This is a genomic window from Streptomyces sp. NPDC005483, assembly GCF_040606035.1.
GTDB lineage: Bacteria > Actinomycetota > Actinomycetes > Streptomycetales > Streptomycetaceae > Streptomyces.
This window is the reverse complement of the sequence record NZ_JBEXEA010000071.1, coordinates 1-20,803: the sequence shown is the minus strand read 5'-3', so window position 1 is coordinate 20,803 and position 20,803 is coordinate 1. Positions and strand designations below refer to the sequence as shown.

The following is a 20,803-nucleotide window of genomic DNA, read 5'->3' as shown; positions in this document are numbered from 1 at the left end:
AACCTCAAGAAGAGCGCCCCCTCCCTTCTCATAAAACCCCCAACACCCCAGCTCACACCCACCCACCCACACCAACTACCGCACTCTCAATCACACCATCACCCGCGTCCAACAGATCAATCGGGCGCTCGACTGCTCTCTGGAGACGGAGACCGAGCAGCTCATGCGCGAGCTACTCAACGGCCCGGGCCGGGCGGCACGCAAGGCCCTCTAGCCGATGTAAGCGCAGATGCTCGGCGCCCCACTGCTAGCGGGGGCGACGTCCCGGGATGCGAAGGCGAGCAGTTCACCGATGGCGGCTTCGTCGGAGTGAAAGGCCGGCCGCTCCACTGTCGCGGACGATAACGCCACGGCATGGACCTGCTACACCGACCCCCCACCGTGGCTGGCCTTACTGCTGGGCGTCGGCGTTATGCCCCAGGAGAGCCTGCCGACGGCGCTCAAAGTCCACGGCATTCGCAGTGACGTAGCCGGTGGTTACGGGCTTGTTGTACTGGGCGGTGATGCCTCTCGCTGTGCAGTCGTGCGCAACAGCGTCCGCCTCCGGCTGCTCCCTGCGCAGCCGGTGCTCGGCCCAAACGCTGTAGACGCGGAACGGCAGGAAGTACCGGCGCAGAGTGGCTGGGCTGACCGGCTTACCGCCCCGGCCGAGCATGTCCTTCTGCACAAGATAGGCAGAAAGCTGTTCGGCCGTCGGTTCCTCACCGTGCTCGGCCTGGTACTCCATCCACGCCTGGTAGTAGCGATCGACCGTGGTGAGGGCCGCCCACTGCCCCGCCGAGTCTTCCGGCCCGGGCGGCGGGGTATCGATGGGAGCGCTCACCCGCGAGGGCCGCTTCTCCTTGGCCGGCTGGGCACTAACGCCGACCGGAGTCTGGTCGGATTCGTCATACGTGACATGAGGCTCAACCGCGTCGGCGATCTCCTGGTGACTGGACACCGGTGACGCCTCATCGAACTCGCGCTGGCGGAAGGCGGAGACGAAGTCCTCCAGGTCTTCGGCCGTGAAGGGCTGACCATTTCCACCAGTGATCTGGTCCCGTCCATAGACGTACGTGGCCAGGGTGGCGGCATCGGGGTAGCCCCCGTGGTCCTGCGCGTACGCCAGCCAAGCGTTGTAGAAGTAGTCGCCCCAGCCGTCGTCCGCGCCGTCCAGACCGTCCTGAGGACGTGTCTCCGGATCGGCGGGGGGCGCATGACGCTCCTTGAAGAGCGTCAGCAGGGGTTCAAGTTGTTCATCGGACAACGGCCCGCCGGCTGCGGTCGCAATGCCGTACTGGTCTTGGAGCCAGAGAGCGAACTGCGCGCTCGTGGGCTCAGATCCGAAGGCAACCACCCAGTCCTGGTAGGCGTTGGCGAAGTGCGGGCCGTTCCCAGTATCTCCAAGGTCGTGTGTTTGCTCGGGGTGCGCGGCTCTCGTCTGTCCGAACATCTGGGGCTTCCCGCCGCCCACAGTCATGGGTTCGTGCTCCTGGCCGACGCCGGCCTCGATTTCGGGGCTCTGCCGCTGTGTCGGGATCGGCGCCCGCCCGACGGTGAACTGGATCGGCGGCTCGTCGATGCCGGCGGCGGCCAGCCCGGCCGGGGCCGTCTCGGCGAGGGGAACGCCGTAGCGGGCAAGGCGGAGCGGCGTGAGTGCCTCCACTGGAGCCTTGCGCCGCCAGGCGCGGCCGAAGCGGGAGTGGAGGCTTGCCTGGTAGATGAGACGTTCCTGCTCCAGCTTGATGACCTGCTCGTAGGAGCGCAGCTCCCAGAGCTTCATGCGGCGCCACAGTAGGAAGGTCGGAATCGGGGAGAGGAGCCAGCGGGTGAGGCGGACGCCCTCCATGTGCTTGTCGGCCGTAATGTCGGCGATCCGACCGATCGCGTGGCGGGCCGCTTCGACGGCGACCACGAAGAGGATCGGGATCACTGCATGCATGCCTACGCCCAGCGGGTCAGGCCAGGCCGCGGCGCCGTTAAAGGCGATCGTGGCCGCAGTCAGGAGCCAGGCTGTCTGGCGGAGCAGCGGGAAGGGGATGCGGATCCAGGTCAAGAGGAGGTCCAGGGCGAGCAGAACGCAGATGCCGGCGTCGATGCCGATCGGGAACACATAACTGAAGCTTCCGAAGCCCTTCTCCAGGGCCAGCTCACGCACAGCAGCGTAAGACCCCGCGAAGCCGATGCCAGCGATGATCACGGCACCGAACACGACGACGCCGATGAGAACCCGATGCGCCCGGGTCAGCTTGGCTAACCCGCCCCTCCCCGCGGCCACCGTCCCGCTCCTCTCGTTCCTTCCCTCAACTGAGTGGCTCTCACACTGTCACGTGGGGGGCCGTTTGTGGGGTATGGGAACAAGCCGGAAGGCGTGTTCCTCATCTACCGCACCACTAGCAGCCTCGATCTCAGAAACCCGAACCCGCCACGGTGGCCACTCAGTGCACACACCTGGCCCGTTGCCACGGAGCATCCAGCTGAGTCCGCCTCAGCGACGACCTCCTCCCCCCGGCCCCAGCCATACGCGCGCGGCGTACGCCACCCCAGCTCCTCCGCGTCGCCGCCCGCCCAATTCCGTCCGACTCGCACGCTCACACGGTGCAGGAACTCGAGAGGATCCCAACAAAAGCGCCAGCCAGGAGAAACGGGCCAAACGGGATCGCCGTATTACGGCCGGCACGTCGCATGAGAATGAGACCGACGCCCAACAACGCGCCGAACAGATACCCGGCGAATGTGCCAACCAGCAAGATCCTCCAGCCATACCACCCGAGGACAGCCCCGAGAGCAGGGGCGAGCTTCACATCACCGAACCCGAAACCTCCCGGGTTGATCAGGAATAACACTAGGTAACAAGCGCCGAGCGTGAGAGAGCCCAGTAGCGCGGCCCGCCAACTGCCGCTGGCACCAGGCATCAGCGCGGCACCTCCCAGGCCGACGAGCGCGCATGCCACGAACGGCAACATGACGACGTCGGGTAGCCGGTGCACCGCGACATCGACGATGGCGAGCACCACCGCAATCGGCACAAGCAACAGCCACACGGCCAACTCGGGATGGGCACCAGTGGCCACGGCCAGCGCACCGCAGACCGTGGCGACCACCGCGGAGATGACGGATGTATTGGGCCCGAACCTATCCCCGTCAGTACAATGAGCCAGCCCCAGCCACCCCGACGCGATCCCCTTCAAAGGGTGCCCTGCTGGGCACGCAGTCCGCGACGCCTCCTCCCACGGCACTGAGAGCCGGTACACAACGCGAGGTATCAGCAAGCCTGTGCCAGCACCCCACAGGACGGCCACCACGGTGATCCACGACATCTCCACCGAAGGGAGCTTAAGCTCAGCCCCGTCCTGCATGCTCTCAACTTCGACAAGACGATCAAGGTAACCGACAGTCAGAAACCCAAGGGCAGTTCAGCAAGCATGACGGCGTACACCGGAGAGTCCGCGAACGGCTGACGCTCCCCGACCTTCCGGAAACCCCAGGACTCATACATCTGCTGCACTTTGGGGTGGTCGGTGTCGACGAGGAGGACCACCAAGTCATCGACTCGGTTATCGAGCAGGGCCCGGCTAACCAGTTCGGCCACGCCCATCTTTCGGTACTGCGTCCGGACTGCCAGCTCCGAGTAGACGAAGGTCTGGTGCTTCTCCGGTGCGGGGTTCACGTGCTCGCGCCACCACTCGCGCCGCGGGGTCGCCGGGGCGCCGTAAGCGAAAGCCGCCGCCTGATCACCGTCGTACGCGATCACGCAGTCGAAGGCCGGGTTGCCGCCCCAGTTGTCTACGAACCACGGGAAGCGCTGGTTGAACTCGTCATCCATCGCATCTGCATAGGCGTCGGCGTGTACGTCGATCAGCGTCTGACGGATCTTCGGGAGGTCGTCATGGGAGTAACGGCGGACAACCAGATCAGCGGCACTCAAGATCGACTCCATTCGACTCGGAAGCGGTCTCCCCACTCTCGTGCGACCCCGGCTTCCGGCGCAAGGGTGATCAAATCGCGGTGGAAGTCACCGAGGAGCGTCCGCATGCGGCCGGGGAGCGGGTATCCCGCCATGAGGTCGAACACCTTGGACGCAGAGTCGCACGCCTGGTCGATGTCCCGCTGGTGGAGCTGAGCCAGAGCAAGCCGCGTGATGGCCAGAGCACGGTTCCGGCGGAACTGCTGGGGAATCGCCCCGAGCGCCCGGTGAGACTCGGCCTCAGCGTCCGCAGGCCGTCCGATCCGGTCCTTCACGATAGCCGCCATGGCGGAGAGTTCAGCATCCCCGTAGAAGGCCATCCAGCTCGGCCGGGGCTCGTCGGTGGACGCCCTTCCCAGGGCCTCCCTTGCGTACTCCAGGGAGCGGATGGCGGCCTGCTCGTCACCGAGATTGGAATAGGCGATGGCAGTCCGAGCGTGCGCGAGGGACGAGAACAGCGGGTTCCGACGGGTGATGGCCGTTGCCTGGGCCGCATATCCGGCGTCCACTGCCTGTGTGTACTCGCGCCGCTGATGGGCGAGCATCGCGTAGGAGTTCCAGACCCTCATCTCCACCACCGGGTCCTTGGCCATCCCTGCCAGGTACAGGGCACGGTCCAGATGCTGCTGAGTCTGATCGAGTCTACGGGCGTCGAGGGCTGACCAGGCGGCCGTTGCCGTGTAGTCGGCGGCTAGAGAGAACAATCGCTGACGGACGCGCTGCGAGGCCGCCTGGGCGAGCTTACCGAGGGCCTCGTCTGCGCCAGCTAACGCCGCACGCTCCAGGCCCTCATGACCTCCTCGGCTGTCATCCAAGGCCATTAGCGCGTCAAGACCGCTTCTGAACCGGATCACGTCGGAGGAGCCCACCCTCATGGGCCGAGAATCGGCCGCCACAACAGAGACTGCGGTTCCGGTGGTAGCGGAGAAAAAGGTCCTGCGCCTCACAGGTGACTCCGGATCGGTTATGGAGCGTGCCGCAGGCGGGTGGAAGCCCAGCTCCTCGGCCGTACACCCGAATACTGCCTCTAAGGCTTCCCGCTGGCGGAGGTGGGGCCACTTGGTTTTTCCGGTCACCCAGTTCCGGACAGTTCGGTCACTGACCGTTCCGTCGCATCCGCGAGAACGCAGCAGGCCGTTGACCTTCTCGGCCAACTCGGCCTGAGTGAAGCCAAGCTCAGCCATAGCAACGGTGAGGCTCACGTTCCCTTCCACACCTCCACGGTAGCCACTGAGTCACTGTCAGTCGGCCTGAGCGCCCAGAAATTTCCGGTAGTACGCGATGCATGCGTGGCCATCTTTTCCTCCTCTTACGGTGTCCAGGGTCGTTGACTGGCGGTAGGCCGTCGTACACCGACCCCCCTGAGGTTCAGATGATCGTGCCAACGCAGCCCTACTCCACCCGGAGCCCGGAGTTCTCCGCGATCCTCCCCGGTCTGGAGGAGAGCGCCGAGATCGCCCGTCAGCTCGTACGCACAACGCTCAATGCGTGGGAGACGGAGCACCTCAAGGACTCGGGAGTTCTCCTCGTGACCGAGCTCGTGGCCAACGCGGTTCAGCACACCAACTCCCGATATATCAAGGTCGTCGTCTCCCGCTCCAACCCACGGTTCGTACGGATCGGGGTGGTCGACAACGCCCGCATGCTGCCGGAAATGACCAAGCCGGGAGCCGATCTCCTCACCAGCGGCCGGGGCCTGCTCCTGGTCGACGCTCTCTGCGAGCGTTGGGGAACGGACATGTATCGCTTGGGCAAGCAGGTCTGGGGCGAGTTGCTGGTGAGCCCGCCGCATTAACAGGGCGGGGGCGAGAGCCTGCGCGGGGACACTGCCGACCCCCCACGCGGACCCTCGCAGCGCCATCACGCACGTCAACCAGCCGTCTTGTGAATACGCAGCCGGCGACGCACACAACTGATCCCACCTACACCTCAGCCATCTGCCTGTTCCCTTGAACATCGAGGCTGCGGCCGCGATAGCACACGCTTTCCTGGCCAGTGCTGTCTCCTAATCGGGCGCCCCGATACCCCGTATTTTCCCGGCACTGGGCCTTCGTCCTCCTGGTAAGCCGGTCGTGCACGTCCTCAAGTCGCCCGCTGCGACTTCACCGACGTCGGGGAGGCGATGACATCAGAGTCGGCTGACGGCGAGCAGCTCTCTGGCCCGTGGATCGCGCCAGCTCGGAGCCGAGATCGCTATGCCCCGTGGAGACCGGAAAGATCTGTCACGCCTTGATCAAGCCTGCCTGAGACCCCCGCGTGGTCCACCCGTTTACGCGACGCACCGCAGCGCACGCCTGAGCGTCTGCCGGGCCGCCGTGCCCTCGTCTAGCCCGCCGCGCCCTCATAGCGGCGATCAACTCTCACATACCTCTGAGGCCCTGATGACCCCTATCCAGGCACTGAACACCCGCTCCGAACCGCTGTCCTTGCTCACTTTGAGTCGGCGACTGGTTGAGGCGGAGGGGGCTGCGGCACACGCACATGGGGTGTGTCCATGAGTGCCACCTCTCAGCCGCGGTTCCACCCGGCTGGCTTCGACAGTGCGCTGCGCGTCGTGCTGGACGACGTGCGGGCGGGGCGATGGCGGTCGATGAAAGCCCTGTTGGAGACCTGCGCCACGTGGGGATTACGGACTTCACGAAGCCAAGTCCTGGCGGCGGCAGCGGCCAACGGAGATGCCGTCGAGGCGTGGTTGCAGGAGGATCCACACGTCAACGCGGTGATGATGCGGGCGCGGGTGTTGGTCGAGCGGACACTGAACGCACATCGTGCCGGACAGCGGGGTGTGGGGCCGCTGGCTGATCGGGCGCGTAGGGCGTGCTGGGAGGCGGCGCGGAGCTGGCCTGTCGACCCCGTGCCGTGGGTGGGCTTACTGGCCTTAGCACAAGTGGACTCCCCGGACGTGTACCTGCGTCGGCCGGAACACCGAATGCAGGCCTGGGAATACATGCTGCCGTACGGGCCGTGGGGTCTGCTTCGCGAGGTCCAGGAGCGTGATCCGGGCAACCGCGAGGCGTGGCATCGCATGCTGCAGACGATGCAGGCCTACGGGGCGAACGCGCACGACTTCGTGCGCTGGGTGTCGACCTGGGCGCCGGCAGGGTCGCCGCTGGTGCTGCTGCCGCTGTATCTCCACGCGGAGCACTACGGAATCCAGCGGGCCAACGGCCTGCTCACACCCCTGTACTGGACGAGGGATCCGGTCTCCCACTACACGCTCCGCGCGCTGGCCTGGTGGTTCCCGCAGGCCGATGCCAGGTCGTGGTCACCGCTGGACTTGAACCACCTGGCGCAGGCGCTGCACTCCGGCGGGTTCGGCGAGGGGGCCGATGCGGTCTTTGAGGCGATCGGGCCCTTCGTCACACCCGTGCCGTGGAAGTACATCGCTGAGGCACCAGAGCGGTGGCTGGAGGAGTTCGAGCGGGCCCGCAGCCGCTACGTGCGGGATCCGGAAGCCGGGCCGCTGCACGAGGGGCGACGCCGATGACTCGTCGCCGAAGTACCTGCCGGGCCCCGCCCCGGACGTTCGTCCCCCGCCCACGGCAGTGTCCGACACGGCGCAGTGACCAGCACTCCACCATCCACGTTTCCGGAGGTACCTCCGTTGTCTTCCCCGAGAATGACCCGCCGCGCGCTGAACGATGACGACACGCTGCGGCGTCTCGGCTACAGGCCGGAACTGGCCCGCCGCATGGGCCCGTTCGGCAATTTCGCACTGAGCTTTTCCATCATCAGTGTCTTGTCCGGGTGCATGACCTTGTTCGGTTTCGGGCTCACCACGGGCGGCCCGGCCGTCATGCTGTGGGGCTGGGCTTTCGTTGGCCTGATGGTGCTGGCCGTCGGAGCCGCACTGGCCGAGGTCACCTCCGCGTATCCGGTCTCCGGGGCCCTGTACTTCATGGCCAGCAAGCTCGGCGGCCCGCGCTGGGGATACGTCACCGGGTGGTTCAACCTGCTCGGCCTCCTGGGCGGGATGGCTGGCGGCTGCTACGGGACCGCACTGTTCACCGGGGCCTGGCTCAACCTCCAATGGGGCATCGCCCCCACCCCAGAAAGGACGTTGGGCATCTTCGCAGCCATCCTCCTGCTGCTGGCCACCCTCAACCTGTTCGGCGTGCGCCTGGTCTCCATCCTGAACTCGATCAGCGTGTGGTGGCACCTGGCCGGCGTCGCGGCGATCGTCGGGGCGCTCGTGCTGGTGCCCTCCCATCACCAGTCGGCCGCGTTTGTCTTCGGCGAATTCTCCAACGGGACCGGATGGAGCAACCCCCTCTACGTCGGTCTGCTCGGACTGCTGCTGGCCCAGTACACTTTCAGCGGCTACGACGCCTCGGCGCACTTGAGCGAAGAAACCAATCACGCCCAGATCAGCGCGGCCCGAGGCATCGTCCGTTCGATCTTCTGGTCCTGGGTGGTGGGCTTCGTCCTGCTCGCCGGGATGCTCTTCGCGATCCAGGACTACGCCGGCACCGTGGGGAGTGCGACCGGGGTACCGCCCGCTCAGATCTTCCTTGACGCTCTCGGCCCAACAGCGGCCAAGGCCCTGCTGCTGGTCGTCATCGTGGCGCAGTTGTTCTGCGCGAACGCGGGACTGGCCTCCGCCAGCCGCATGGTGTTCGCCTTCTCCCGCGACAACGCCCTGCCGCTCTCCAACATGTGGAAGCGCCTGAGCGCCCGTACCAAGACCCCTGTTGCGGCCGTCTGGTTGTCAGTCGCCGTCCCCTTCGTTCTCGCCCTGCCGTCGCTGCACTCCGCCACGGCGTACACGGCCATCGTCTCGATCAACGTCATCGGGATCACCCCGGCGTACGCCATCCCGGTGTACCTGCGGCTGCGCGCTGGCAGGCACTTCGTACGCGGTCCTTGGCATCTCGGGAGCTGGAGCAAGCCAATCGGCTGGATTGCCGTGATCTGGGTCGGTTTCGTCACCGTGCTGTTCTGCCTGCCCGCGGTCAGCCCGGTCACCGTCGACACGTTCAACTATGCCCCCGTCGCCCTGCTGAGCGTGCTGGCCCTGGCCGCCGTCCTGTGGTCCACCCGCGGACACCGCAGCTACGGCATCCCCGAGTACGGCACCGCCGCCGAGCGCGACGACATGGCGGAGAACGTCGTATGAGCCAGCCTCCCAGCCCGGCCGCAACAAATGGCCCCTCCCAGCAGGCGACCAGCGGGTTCGAGGACCTGCGACTCCTGGTGGAGAGCGGCACCGTGACCACCGTGCTGCTGGCTGTGCCCGACATGCAGGGCAGGTTGAAGGGAAAGCGATTCGGCGCAGCTCACTTCCTGGACAGCGTGGCGGCTGGCGGCGCCGACATGTGCGCGTACGTCTTCGCCACCGACGTGGACATGCGCCCGCTGGACGGCTTCGCCCTGGCCTCCTTCGACACCGGCTACGGCGACATGGGACTGCTCCCCGACCCAGACGCCGTCTACCAACTGGCCTGGATGCCGCGCACCGCCCTGGTCTTCGCCGAGGCCATCGGCCACGATGGACAACCCGTGGCTGTGGCTCCCCGACAGATCCTGTGGGAGCAACTCAGCTGCCTCGCCTCCCGGGGAATCGTCGCGCAGGTCGGGCTGGAGACCGAGTTCGTGCTCTGCCACGACAACTACGCCGACGTCGCGGAGACCGGCTCCATCGAGATAGAACCGGTGGACACCGACAACCGGGACTACTCCCTCGACTACCCACGGGTGATGGACCGCTTCCTGCAGGATCTGGAGGAGTGTCTCGCAGGCGCCGGGCGGCCGGTCGAGGCGATCAAGACAGAGAGCGCCCCCGGCCAGGTGGAGATCACGTTCCCCTACGGCGATCCGATGGCGGCGGCCGACACTCATCTCCTGCTCAAGCACGCGGCGCGGGCCATCGGCGGACACTCCAACTTGGTACCGACCTTCATGGCCGCGCCCGCCACGGGGGTCGGCAGCGGCTGCCACATCCACCTCTCCCTCGTACACGACGGCGTACCCCTGTTCGCCGAAACCGGCGGGCGCATGCCGGAGGCGGCCCGCCACGTCATCGCCGGACTGCTCGACGTCCTGCCCCACCTGGCCCTGCTTTACGCCCCTACCCCCAACTCCTACAAACGCTTCGTTCCCGGAACCTTCGCCCCGGTCAACTTCGCCTGGGGCCGCGACAACCGGACCTGTGCCATCCGGGTCGTCGGCCGCGGCGACAACCTCCACCTGGAGATCCGCCTCCCCGGCGCCGATGCCAACCCCTATCTCACACTCGCAGCGGTCCTTGCCGCCGCCCGGCATGGCCTCGACCACAAACTCGACCCGCCCCACCCGTGCGTCACCAACGCCTTCGAGGAGGCCGGGGCTCCGCCGGTGCCGGGCTCGCTGGAAGAAGCGCTTGCTGCCCTCCACAGCAGCCCGCTCCCGGCGTCCGACCTGCTCACCCCGGCAGGGGTCGAGCACTACACGAACGCCGCCCGGCATGAAATCGCCGCTCACCGAACGACCGTGACCGACCACGAACTGCGCCGGGGATTCACCACGGCCTGACGGCCACCGACCCCCGCGTACGGCAGCCCCGTCGTAGCCACTGCCGTGCGCGGGCCCGCGACCCCGTCGCCGAGCACGACTCCCCGCTCGGCGACGGGGCACGCCAGACACCCTCGTTCCCCGGGACAAGACGGTGACCCGGGGGGCGAGGGGCCACGAGAACCGACCAGACCGACTCCTTCTGGACAGGACCTTCAGTGACCCAGACCCGCTTCACCGTGCTTGACGAAACCCAACGCCATCCGGACCTGGCCGAGCAGATCGACCGGATACTCCACCGGGTTGCGCCGACGGTGACGGAGATAACCGACCTCCCCCTCACACAGGAGGTCCGCTTCCGCCTGCTGACCCCCAAGGCATGGCGGGACGAGACCCGCAAGAGCCAACACCGCACCCTGTCCCGCGACATTGCCGATCTCGAGCTGACCTCGCAGGAGATCGACGCCGTTCGGACCGGGCTGAGGATCATGGGATTCGTCCCCGTCCTGGTCTGGCCCCTGGTGCTCGGCAGCACTCTGACAGCTGACGATGGCCGCAGCGAGACGATCGTCGCTCCCCAAGCCCTCCACCATGGTGGGCTGCTGGTCAACGAACCTGCCCTTCACCAGGTAGTCGCCCATGAACTCGTCCACCAGGCGCAGGCCGATGCGCACGGCGGCGCGGTCTGGACCACCTTCTTCCCGCAGAAGCGGGGGATCACGGCGGGCGGCGCCTCGGCCGTCCTTGAGGGACATGCCGACTGGGCCGACCATCAAGTCACCGCCCGCCTGTTCGGCACGCCGGCCGATCACCGGCAATCGCCGAAGTCCTGGCGCCACCGCACCCACAACGCACTCCCCGGCATCCGGCGCCTCGGCCCCAGCCGCGCAGCGTACGAACAGGGCGCCCGCCTCATCGGGCGCGCCGTGGCCGCAGGAGGTACCGACCTGGTCAACCGGATCTGGAAGGACGCGGCTTTCCTTCCCACCGAGGAAGAGATCGCCGATCCTGATGCCTGGGTCCGCCGCATCGAGCGGGGCTACCTCGGTGCCTGACCTCCTTCTCCATTCCGCCGAGTCCGACGGCTCAAGCCATATGGACCGCATCACCGATGTCGTGCTGCACCTGCTGTTCGAACTGTCCCAGCAGACTGCGCGATTCGCCGTCCGCCTTGACCCGTGGAGATCCCTCATGGGGACACCTGAGCCATCAACAACTGGCCGACCAAACCAGAGCCCTTCCTGAGCCCCCAATTGATGAAGTTCCAATCGAAGTTGATCAGCTGTCCCGCACCTCGGCGCGTGACCGGGGTCAGGGGCGACGCCCTGGCTAGCGTCCCCTTCAGCCACCAGTCCGGCCTCGGTTACAGGCACCCCGCCAAAACAGAAGTAGGTAATCGGATGACTCCCGTTGATGACTCGACCGTTCGCGATCCCAAGAGGCTGCGTGCGGACATGGTTCGTGCGCTGCGTGATCAGGACGCGATCACGTCCGACTCGGTTGCTGCGGCCTTCGCCGCCGTGCCCCGACACCAGTTCGCACCAGAGGCGTCCCTGGGGGTCGTTTACGATCTCCACCGGATTGTGCCGGTCAAGAAAGATGAGAACGGCCTGAACGTCAGCGTCATGTCCGCCGCCCACCTCCAGGGTGTGATGCTGGAGCAGGCCGACATCGAGCCCGGGATGAAGGTCCTGGAGATCGGCTCGGGCGGCGTCAACGCCGCCTACCTCCAGGAACTCGTGGGTAGCGACGGTGAAGTCACCACGGTCGACATCGACCGAGACATCGTCGACCGTGCCCGCCTGTGCCTGGACGAGGCCGGATACCAGCAGGTGAAGACGGTCCTCGCCGATGGCGAGAGGGGCTTGCCCGATGGAGCGCACTACGACCGGATCATCGTCACCGCGGCAGCGTGGGACATCCCCCCGTCATGGATCGAAGGACTCGCGGAGAAGGGCAGGCTCGTCGTTCCGCTGACGGTATGCGGCACGACCCGCTCGATCGCCTTCGACCGTGAGGGTGCGGGACTGCTCAGCCGCTCCTACCGTCTGGCGCACTTCGTACCGATGCAGGGCGAGGGCGCCGCCGATGAACGCAAGGTACTGCTGCGGGAGGGCGTCGTCGCGCAGACCGATGACGTGCGGGTGCCCCTCAACCCGCAGGCGCTGAATCATGCCCTCAACACCCCCCGGCTGGTCCACTGGTCGGGCGCGGCATGGGACCTACCAGACGAGCTGGACCTGTACCTCACGCTCAACCTGCCGCGTCCCGTCCGGCTGCACGCAGCCAAGGACGTCATCGAGCGAGGGCTGTTGACACCGGCAGTCCAGTTTGGGGTGCCCACCCTGGTCAGCGAGGACAGCATCGCCTACCGCACCCGCCGCGACAACGAGGCCATCGGGGGCTTCGAGAGCGGCGTCATTGCCCACGGTCCGCAGGCCGAATCTCTCGCCGCCCAGTATGCAGAGCTGCTGCGCCGGTGGGCCGAACACCACCGTCGCCGGGGAGCTGCGACGTTCCGGTATCTGCCGGGTCCCGCTCCGTCGCCTCTGCCGCAGGACGCCGTACTGCGCCGGCACGGGATCGTCACCGCGTCCTGGACCTAAGACTCCGGAGTCCGGAACGGGCTCCGGGACCTTGCACCATTCCTCATTACCTCAAGGAGGCACAGATGACCGTTCAAGTGGAGCGACCGGCCATACCTACGCAACCGGCCGACGAAGCGGAGGAGTTCGATGACTTCATCCTCGGCATCTCCATCGTCGAGGGCGGCTCCTCTGCGGACCAGCTCATCCGCATGACGGACGACGGCTGCAACTCCACGTGCGCGACCGCGTGCACGAGCTGCCCGTAGCAGCACCAACCGCGTCCACCGCGGTGGCCCGGCCGCACCACGAGCGCGGCCGGGCACCGCGAGTCTCAGGAGAGGCATATGTATCGCCACATTCATGCAGCACTGGTCCGTGCACCTGTCTGGAATCCCGACAGCCAGACAGTATGGCCGGACCTCACCGGCGCGTTCGCGGACCCAACGTCCTGGCGATCGTGGCTTCAACACACCTGGTGCGACGCCGACTTCGCGGCGGCCATCAAGGCAGCCAGCCCCGACCTCGCGACCCGGGTGGAGCAGATCTGCGCGGGCCGGCCGGTCCCGGACTCTGCCGTGCGGCGCACGGTGGTCACCGTGCTGCGCTATCTGCTGCGTGCTCGCACCCGGCCAACTCCGTTCGGCCTGTTCGCCGGCATTGCGGCCGCACGAATAGGTACGGCGCCCGCCCTCCGCGTCGGCACCGATCACCGCTCCACCGCCCGAGTAGACGCGGCACACAGTGCAGTCCTCATCGACTACTTCGAGCAGCACCCGGCGCTGAGGCCCCGCCTGATGCTGCTCGCCTCCAGCCCCCTCGTCGAACGCGACGGGTACGTGGTGATCGAGCACCGCCCGAGCGGAACCCTCGACCGACGCCCAGATCACGTGCAGGTCCGCTTGACCGCACCGATCCGCGAGGCCCTGGACGGGGCCAGGACACACGTCGTGTGGAGCGACCTCGTCGTGAAGCTGTCGACCAGCTTCCCGAGCGCACCGCCCTCCGTGATCGACCGCCTCATCGCAGACCTGGTCAGGCAACGGGTCCTGCTGACGAGTCTCCGGCCGGCGATGACGGCAACCGACCCGCTCACCGCCCTCATCGACCAGGCAGCCCACCTCCCGCCCACTGAGGCAGCGGAGATCCAGTCGGCCCCCAGGTCCGCGCTCGACTTACGGGTGGACTGGGACCTGACCGTACCTACGGCCGTCGTGCAGGAGGCGGAAGCGGCAGCGAAGGCCCTCATCCGCCTCGCACCACAGGCGTCCCTGACCGGCTGGGCCGAGTGGCATCGCCGCTTCCTGGACCGGTACGGGCCGCGGGCGGCCGTCCCCGTTCTGGACGCGATCGACGTGCTCGGTTATCCGCCCGGGTTCCTCGGTGCCACCGCCGCGCCGACGGCTTCCCCGCTGCCCGACCGTGTTGGCCGCCTCATCAAACTCGCGTACACCGCCGGCATGCAGGGCCGCCTTGAAATCCAGCTCGATGATGCGGCGATCGAGGACCTGTCCACCGTCGATCCGGGCCGTCCCATCCAGCCGAGCACGGAACTGACCGTGCGCATCCACGCCGAGAGCGTTGCCGCCCTCCACCAGGGGGAGTTCACCCTGAACGTGGTCGGGGTGGCGCGCTCGGCCGGAGCGACCACCGGACGATTTGTGTATCTGCTCGACGACGAAGACCGCCGCCGCATGACCGAGGCCTACGGCGCTCTGCCTGCCGTGCACCGAGACGCGCTCAGCGCGCAGATCAGCTCCACCCCTCTGTCGGCGTCGGCCGAGAACGTCGCCCGCGCCCCGCAAGCGACCGAGTGGGTGATCTCGCTCGGCGACTACCACAGCCCGGACACCCGCCTCGTTCCTCTCACAGACCTCGCGGTCACCGCCGACGCCGAACAGCTACACCTCGTCTCGCTGTCCCACCGCCGCCCCGTCCACACACTGCTGCTCAACGCTGTGGACCTGGGCCACCGCTCCCACCCGTTGTGCCGGTTCCTGACGGAGGCACCCGCCGCGATGGCCATCCCCTGCACCGGATTCAGGTGGGGGACGGCCGCGTCCAGCCTGCCGTTCCTGCCCGCGTTGCGCTACGGCCGGACGATCCTGTCCCCGGCCCGCTGGCTCCTGACGCGAGAGGACCTGCCTCCCGCATCCGCACCATGGCCGCAGTGGGAGGAGTCCCTGACCCGATGGCGCCGCGAGGTCCACCTGCCTGAGCAGGTGTACCTGAGCGAGGACGACCAGCGCATGGCCCTGGACCTGGCGGAGCCGTCCCACCGGGCCCTGCTGCGCGTCCACCTGGACCGCGACGGCACCGTGACGCTGTGCCCGGCGCCACATGCGAAGGACCTGGGCTGGACCGGAGGCCGTGCTCACGAAGTCGTCATCCCCCTGAGCACCGAACAGAACATCATCCCCGTCCGCGTGACAGGCCGCGCGGTCAATCGGGAGCACGGTCACCTGCCCGGATGCGAGGACCGCATCTCCCTTCACCTCCACGGCCATCGCGACCGGCAAAACCCCATCCTGACCCGGCACCTGGCGGCCCTGCTTCACGAACTGGGCAATCCTCCATGGTGGTTCATCCGCTATCGCGACCCCGGCGACCACCTTCGCCTCCGCCTGACCTGCCAGCCCGGGACCCTCGGCGCCGTCCTCGAGTCGATCGGCGAGTGCACGCGCCGCCTGCGGCAACACGGTTTGATCACGCACGCCGGTGTGGAGACCTACCACCCGCAGACCGCCCGATTCGGCGGCCCCACCGCCCTCGACGCCGCCGAACGGTACTTCGCCGCCGACTCCGCCGCCGCCGTATCCCAGCTCGCCGCCCAGACCGGAACGGAGGTCCCCGACCCTCGCGCGGTGACCGCCGCGAGCATGGTGGACATCGCCGTGGGCCTGCTCGGCGACAGCACCGCGGCGATGCAGTGGCTGATCGAGCACACACGCACTAAGCAGGACGCCCCGCCCCGCACCGTCTACCGCCAAGCCGTTGACCTGGTGAACGCGCCAACAGCCGGCCTGAGCGAGCACGTCACCGCTGCCTGGTCCGCCCGGCGTGGGGCACTGGCCGACTACCGCCGCGCGCTCGCGGACACGGCCTTCCGTCCGGACGAGCTGCTGCCGGACCTACTGCACCTCCACCACGTCCGGATGCGCGGGCCGGGACTGCCCGAGGAACGCACCCACCTTCACCTGGCCAGAGTCGCTGCCCTCAGCTGGACGGCCCGCGCAAGGAGTACACCGTGATCACCACCGCTCCCGCCCTCACCGCACTGGAAACCGTCGATCGTCTGGCCGACGGACTGGCCGACCCAAGCACCGCGTGGCCCGGCGGACGCCCCGACGGCGGCCGGTCCTGGCCCCAGTCGCTGGCCGGAGGCGCCTCGGGCATCGCCCTGCTGCACATCGAACGCGCCCGGACCGGGCACGGAGACTGGTCCACCGCACACGCCTGGCTGAAGGCGGCCGTGCACGGTGAAGTCAGCGCCGCAGCCAACGCGAACCTGTACTTCGGCGCTCCCGCCCTCGCGTACGTGCTGCACCGGGCGACCAGCACATCGAGCCGCTACCTGCCCGTCCTTGCCCGTCCGGACACCGCCACCCTCACCCTCACCCTCACCCGGCTGACCGCCGCCCACCAGCGCATCACCCGCGGCGAGCGCCCCCTCATGGAAGAGTTCGACCTGATCCGCGGCCTGTCCGGCCTGGGCGCCTATCACCTCAGCCGCCACCCGCACCACACAATCACCTCCGACGTCATCGCCTACCTGGTACGCCTGACCGAGCCCATCCCCGACCCGGCCGGGCTGCCGCCGTGGTGGACAGACGTCGCCCCCAGCGGCGTCCTTCACCCCGACTACCCCGGCGGGCACGGCAACCTCGGGCTCGCCCACGGCATCGGCTCCACCCTCGCCGTCCTCTCGCAGGCCCTGCTCGGCGGACTGACCGTGTCCGGCCTGGTCGACGCGATCGCGAGGATCTGCTCCTGGACGGACCAGTGGCGGCAAGGCGACGAGACCGCGCCGTGGTGGCCGGGACACCTCTCGATCCCACAGATGACCGACGACCAGGTCCACTCCTCCCTTCGCCCCCGGCCATCCTGGTGCTACGGCGCCAGCGGCACCGCCCGTGCCCAGCAGCTGGCCGGACTCGCCCTCGGAGACCCGACACGCGTCGCGATGGCCGAGAACGCCATTCTCGCCGCCCTGCAAGACCCTCTCCAACTGGACACGCTCCCCGAGACCGGGCTGTGCCACGGCATGGCCGGGCTCCTGCACGCGGCATGGCGGATGGCCACCGAGACGGACAATCCCGAGATCACCGCCGAGCTGCCACGGCTGACCGACCGCCTGATCACCGCACTCAGCCAGAGCGACCCCAACCCGGAACTCCTGGATGGAACAGCCGGAACAGCACTCGCCCTGCACACCGTGGCAACGGGCCGTGCGCCCGCCCCACACTGGGACACCTTCCTCGCTCTGGCCTGATCCCGCGCCCATCCGTACCGACACCGAAAGGTCTGAAGTGACCGACCTCGTGACCGCCGCCGTATGGAACATCAAGGCCGACGGCGGCCGCAACGGCGAACACCGGCATCTCGCACTCGACGTCCTCACCGAGTACGAGCCGGACATCTTCCTCCAACAGGAGGCCAAGTTCAGCCGCGAGCGGGGCAGCGAACTCCTGCACGCCACGGAGAAGCGGCTGAGCCTGCGAGGCTTCCTCTCCGCACCCAACCCGTACGCGGACGCCGACATCGCGACCGCCGTCTACCTGCGCCCCACGATGTTCACCGTCGTCGAAGCACGCCCCCGCGCCAAGCCGTGGTGGCTGCACCCCTGCCACGTGGTCGCGCGGCTCGGCACCTGTCCTGTGCCACTCAACCTCATCTCCCTCCACATGTGCTGCTTCGACGCCAACCAGCGGTTAACAGAGGCGGGTTGGACGGCCATGCACGCGGGGGCAGTCACTATCGCCGCCGGCGACACCAACAGCTACCCGCGCAATCCCGAACGCCTCGCCCTGCCCGACTGGGCCACGGTGACCGACCGCGCACACATGGTCCACCGGACCTATCTCGACGCCGACGGACACCGCCGCAGCGACACCCGCCCCGACGCCGCCCTGACCGACGCCGGCTACCTCGACCTCGCCCGCTACGCCGCCGACCACCTTGGCCAGCCCGAGGCCCTCAACGCCACCGCCGGACAGGGCAAACCCGACCAAGGCGGTCCCCAGCGCATCGACCGCGCCTACGGGACAGGCGGCCTCGCCTCCGCGCTGCACAGCGTCGAAGTCGTCGACAACGACGACACCCGAGAAGCCTCCGACCACTCCCTGCTGATCCTGCGCTTCTACCGGATGCGCCTCGAACGCGTGCTGAGACCGCCTCTGGCCGCTGCACACACCGCAAAGGCCCTCCGATGACCCTGCCGGCCTGGCGGCAGGCCAATCTCGTGTTCCCGGAATGGGAGAACGCTGAGACCATCGGCGCATCCCGACTCGCACCCATACTGCGCGTGGGCGAGGACGAAGGCGCCCTGGCCCGGTGGTTCATCATCCGCAAGCACCCGTGCTGGCGGGTGCGCTACCTGCCCGCAGCCGGAGGAGCAGAGCACACAGCCCAGAGTCTCGACACGCTGGTTGCCGAGGGGGCCATCACCGCGTGGACGAAGATCGTCTACGAGCCCGAGGCCCATGCCTTCGGTGGCACCGAAGCCATGGCCAGCGCGCACCGCCTCTTCCACCACGACAGCCGCAGTCTGCTCGAACACCTTCAGCGCAAGGGCGGCCCGCACCGGCGCGAGACGTCTCTCATGCTGTGCACCATCTTGATGCGCTCCGCCGGGCTGGACTGGTACGAACAGGGCGACGTCTGGGCACGCGTTGCCGCTCACCGCGAGACGCCCCCGGGCACCACCACACCGGAGAGCCGCGAGCAACTCCAAACTGCCGTACACCGGTTGATCTCCGTGAACGGGGACGAGTTGATGCGCACCGGCGGGCCGCTGACCCACCTTGCGCACTGGGCCCGCGCCTACAGCGACGCCGGGCAGGAGCTGGCCCACCTCATGGAGCTGGGGTTGCTTCACCGCGGGCTGCGCGACGTCCTCGCCCATCACACGCTGTTCGCCTTCAACCGCATCGGCCTGCCCTACGCCACCCAGGCCGCCCTCGCCGCCGCCGCGAAAACCGTCGTCTTCGGCCCCGACCCGACCACGGAAAGGAGCGTCGCAAACCGTGTGGATAATTCCTGACGCCCTGGCCCGGCGCTTCCCCCTCATCGCTCGCCCCCGCCCGGCCTGCCATCCCCTGCCCCAGCGTGTTCAGGCGCTCGCCGAACTCGCCGACAGCGCGGCAAGGACGGGCGATGCGAGCATGGCCTCCACGGTCTACAACCAGGCCGCGCTGATCGCCTCCGATACCGGTGTGCCGGACATGGCCCACACGCTGTGCCACCAGCACGCAGCCGCCTACCTGGACGCCGCTCCCTTGCCCGGCAAGGCCGCAATCCGAGCCCTAGAACCCCTCATCAACCTCGCCCGCCTCGCCATCCGCGCCGGGCAATACGACGACGGCCGCCGTACGCTCCTCCAGCTCTTCGACGCGGTCAGCACCAACACCCCCATCACCTTGTTCGAGGACGTGGCCGTGCCATCCGGCCTCACCTCAACAGCCGGCGACCGCCAAGAGGTCCGAGCCTGGCTATGGCGAGTTCTCCTCGCTGACGGAACGCGCGCCCTGACCACTGCCGGCCGCTGGGCTGAAGCACTCACCCACGTCGAAGCACACCACGGAGTCGGACAGCGCATGCTCGACGGCCGCCAGGTCGCCGTCCTCGCCGCCCTCACCGCCGGAGACACCCTCCGTGCCAACAGCCTCCTGGCCGACACGAAGCCTGGTGAACCCTGGGAAGTCGCGGTGACCGACTGCCTGAGCACCGTGTGCCACCGAACCGCAGGACTGCCTTGGCAACAGACCCTGCAGAACCTGGTAACCAGGCACCTCGGGGCTCTAGACGCGGACGACCTCACCGTGTTCCACACGCAGCTCGGGCTCGCCACCCTGGACCTGTTCACCTGGCACGAAGAGCCTGAAGCACGCGCCGTGGTCGAGGAGTTGCACCGAAGGACGATCAAGACCTCCGACGGCTATGCCGCCCGAGAGATCCTGGCACACCCCCTGTGGGCCACCCTCGCTACCGATCGAGAGGCACAGGAATGCCGACTTCTCCTCACCTCCTGTGCACTCGGAGCAGGAACCATCCCCGATGAGTTACGTGACCAACTGGACCATGCGGTACGTACCAGCGATCACACCATCCGGGACAGCGTTACCCGCCAAGATCATGCTTGCCTAACGAGCTCGTGCATGGTTGGCGGTGGCACATCGAGACCTTGATCGTTGATCATGGTTGGCGTGGTGGGGAGCCGGACGCGCGCAGCGGTCATTCGCAATCAGCAGATCACTGGACTGAGCGCAGAGGTGATCGCCGAACTCGTAGCGGAGATCGGCCCGTTGTGGCACGAACGGCATCAGGCGGGACTCGCCTCGCGTCCACGGCGGAGAGCTGTCGGGGCTGGTGCCAAACACAAGCTCGTGTTCGTCGACCGGCTGCTGGCCACGTTGATTCACCTTCGCCATGGCGCCACTCACGACGTGCTGGCCTGCTGGTTCGGCGTGGACCGCTCTACGATCACGCGTGCGATCGGTGAATTGCGGCCGCTGCTGGCACAGCGGGGCTGCACCATCGCTCCCGGCCTTCGGCTCCGCACGCT

At 67.7% G+C, this 20,803-nt stretch carries 17 protein-coding genes; 13 read left to right on the top strand and 4 right to left on the bottom strand.

What is annotated here, in order from left to right; translation table 11 throughout:
- Positions 1-391: 391 nt before the first annotated feature.
- From ABZT06_RS48835 to ABZT06_RS48820, 4 genes are all read right to left on the bottom strand, one after another.
- Positions 392-2,257 carry a DUF2637 domain-containing protein gene (locus tag ABZT06_RS48835; RefSeq protein WP_355755994.1) on the bottom strand — a complete coding sequence of 622 codons (1,866 nt, stop codon included), beginning with the start codon at positions 2,255-2,257 and terminating at the stop codon, positions 392-394.
- A gap of 313 nt (positions 2,258-2,570) precedes the next feature.
- Complete coding sequence (locus tag ABZT06_RS48830; protein ID WP_355756000.1) at positions 2,571-3,299, bottom strand: A24 family peptidase; 729 nt, start codon at positions 3,297-3,299, stop codon at positions 2,571-2,573.
- Positions 3,300-3,376: 77 nt separating this feature from the next.
- Entirely contained in the window at positions 3,377-3,919 is a 543-nt protein-coding gene (locus ABZT06_RS48825; protein WP_355755992.1) for a GNAT family N-acetyltransferase, read from the bottom strand.
- Complete coding sequence (locus ABZT06_RS48820) at positions 3,904-5,148, bottom strand: XRE family transcriptional regulator (RefSeq protein WP_355755990.1); 1,245 nt, start codon at positions 5,146-5,148, stop codon at positions 3,904-3,906. Before ABZT06_RS48820 ends, ABZT06_RS48825 begins: the two co-directional genes overlap by 16 nt.
- A gap of 170 nt (positions 5,149-5,318) precedes the next feature.
- On the opposite strand from ABZT06_RS48820, the gene ABZT06_RS48815 reads away from it, so the two are divergent.
- The 13 genes from ABZT06_RS48815 to ABZT06_RS48755 form a co-directional block, all read left to right on the top strand.
- Positions 5,319-5,741 (top strand): ATP-binding protein, encoded by a 423-nt coding sequence (locus ABZT06_RS48815; protein ID WP_355755988.1) that lies wholly within the window; start codon positions 5,319-5,321, stop codon positions 5,739-5,741.
- Between the two features lie 699 nt (positions 5,742-6,440).
- Positions 6,441-7,433 (top strand): hypothetical protein, encoded by a 993-nt coding sequence (locus ABZT06_RS48810; protein WP_355755986.1) that lies wholly within the window; start codon positions 6,441-6,443, stop codon positions 7,431-7,433.
- Positions 7,434-7,565: 132 nt separating this feature from the next.
- Positions 7,566-9,062 (top strand): amino acid permease, encoded by a 1,497-nt coding sequence (locus tag ABZT06_RS48805; protein ID WP_355755998.1) that lies wholly within the window; start codon positions 7,566-7,568, stop codon positions 9,060-9,062.
- A complete protein-coding gene (locus ABZT06_RS48800) occupies positions 9,059-10,456 on the top strand; it encodes a glutamine synthetase family protein (protein ID WP_355755984.1) in 1,398 nt (465 codons plus the stop codon). Before ABZT06_RS48805 ends, ABZT06_RS48800 begins: the two co-directional genes overlap by 4 nt.
- A 197-nt stretch (positions 10,457-10,653) precedes the next feature.
- Complete coding sequence (locus ABZT06_RS48795; RefSeq protein WP_355755982.1) at positions 10,654-11,490, top strand: zinc-dependent metalloprotease; 837 nt, start codon at positions 10,654-10,656, stop codon at positions 11,488-11,490.
- A gap of 345 nt (positions 11,491-11,835) precedes the next feature.
- A complete protein-coding gene (gene fxlM / locus ABZT06_RS48790; RefSeq protein WP_355755980.1) occupies positions 11,836-13,041 on the top strand; it encodes a methyltransferase, FxLD system in 1,206 nt (401 codons plus the stop codon).
- A gap of 65 nt (positions 13,042-13,106) precedes the next feature.
- Entirely contained in the window at positions 13,107-13,289 is a 183-nt protein-coding gene (locus ABZT06_RS48785) for an FxLD family lanthipeptide (RefSeq protein WP_355755978.1), read from the top strand.
- Between the two features lie 78 nt (positions 13,290-13,367).
- The gene (locus ABZT06_RS48780) at positions 13,368-16,271 is read left to right on the top strand and encodes a lantibiotic dehydratase (RefSeq protein ID WP_355755977.1); all 2,904 of its coding nucleotides are present in this window, start codon (positions 13,368-13,370) and stop codon (positions 16,269-16,271) included.
- Positions 16,268-17,512 (top strand): lanthionine synthetase C family protein, encoded by a 1,245-nt coding sequence (locus ABZT06_RS48775; RefSeq protein ID WP_355755975.1) that lies wholly within the window; start codon positions 16,268-16,270, stop codon positions 17,510-17,512. Before ABZT06_RS48780 ends, ABZT06_RS48775 begins: the two co-directional genes overlap by 4 nt.
- A gap of 37 nt (positions 17,513-17,549) precedes the next feature.
- Positions 17,550-18,452 carry an endonuclease/exonuclease/phosphatase family protein gene (locus ABZT06_RS48770; protein WP_355755973.1) on the top strand — a complete coding sequence of 301 codons (903 nt, stop codon included), beginning with the start codon at positions 17,550-17,552 and terminating at the stop codon, positions 18,450-18,452.
- Positions 18,449-19,282: a thiopeptide-type bacteriocin biosynthesis protein gene (locus tag ABZT06_RS48765; protein WP_355755971.1), complete on the top strand. Its 834-nt coding sequence runs from the start codon at positions 18,449-18,451 to the stop codon at positions 19,280-19,282. Before ABZT06_RS48770 ends, ABZT06_RS48765 begins: the two co-directional genes overlap by 4 nt.
- Positions 19,266-20,426 (top strand): hypothetical protein, encoded by a 1,161-nt coding sequence (locus ABZT06_RS48760; protein WP_355755969.1) that lies wholly within the window; start codon positions 19,266-19,268, stop codon positions 20,424-20,426. The genes ABZT06_RS48765 and ABZT06_RS48760 overlap by 17 nt, the downstream gene beginning before the upstream one ends.
- Before the next feature lie 9 nt (positions 20,427-20,435).
- Positions 20,436-20,803: transposase family protein (locus ABZT06_RS48755; protein WP_355755996.1), on the top strand; the 368-nt coding region annotated here is incomplete at its 3' end.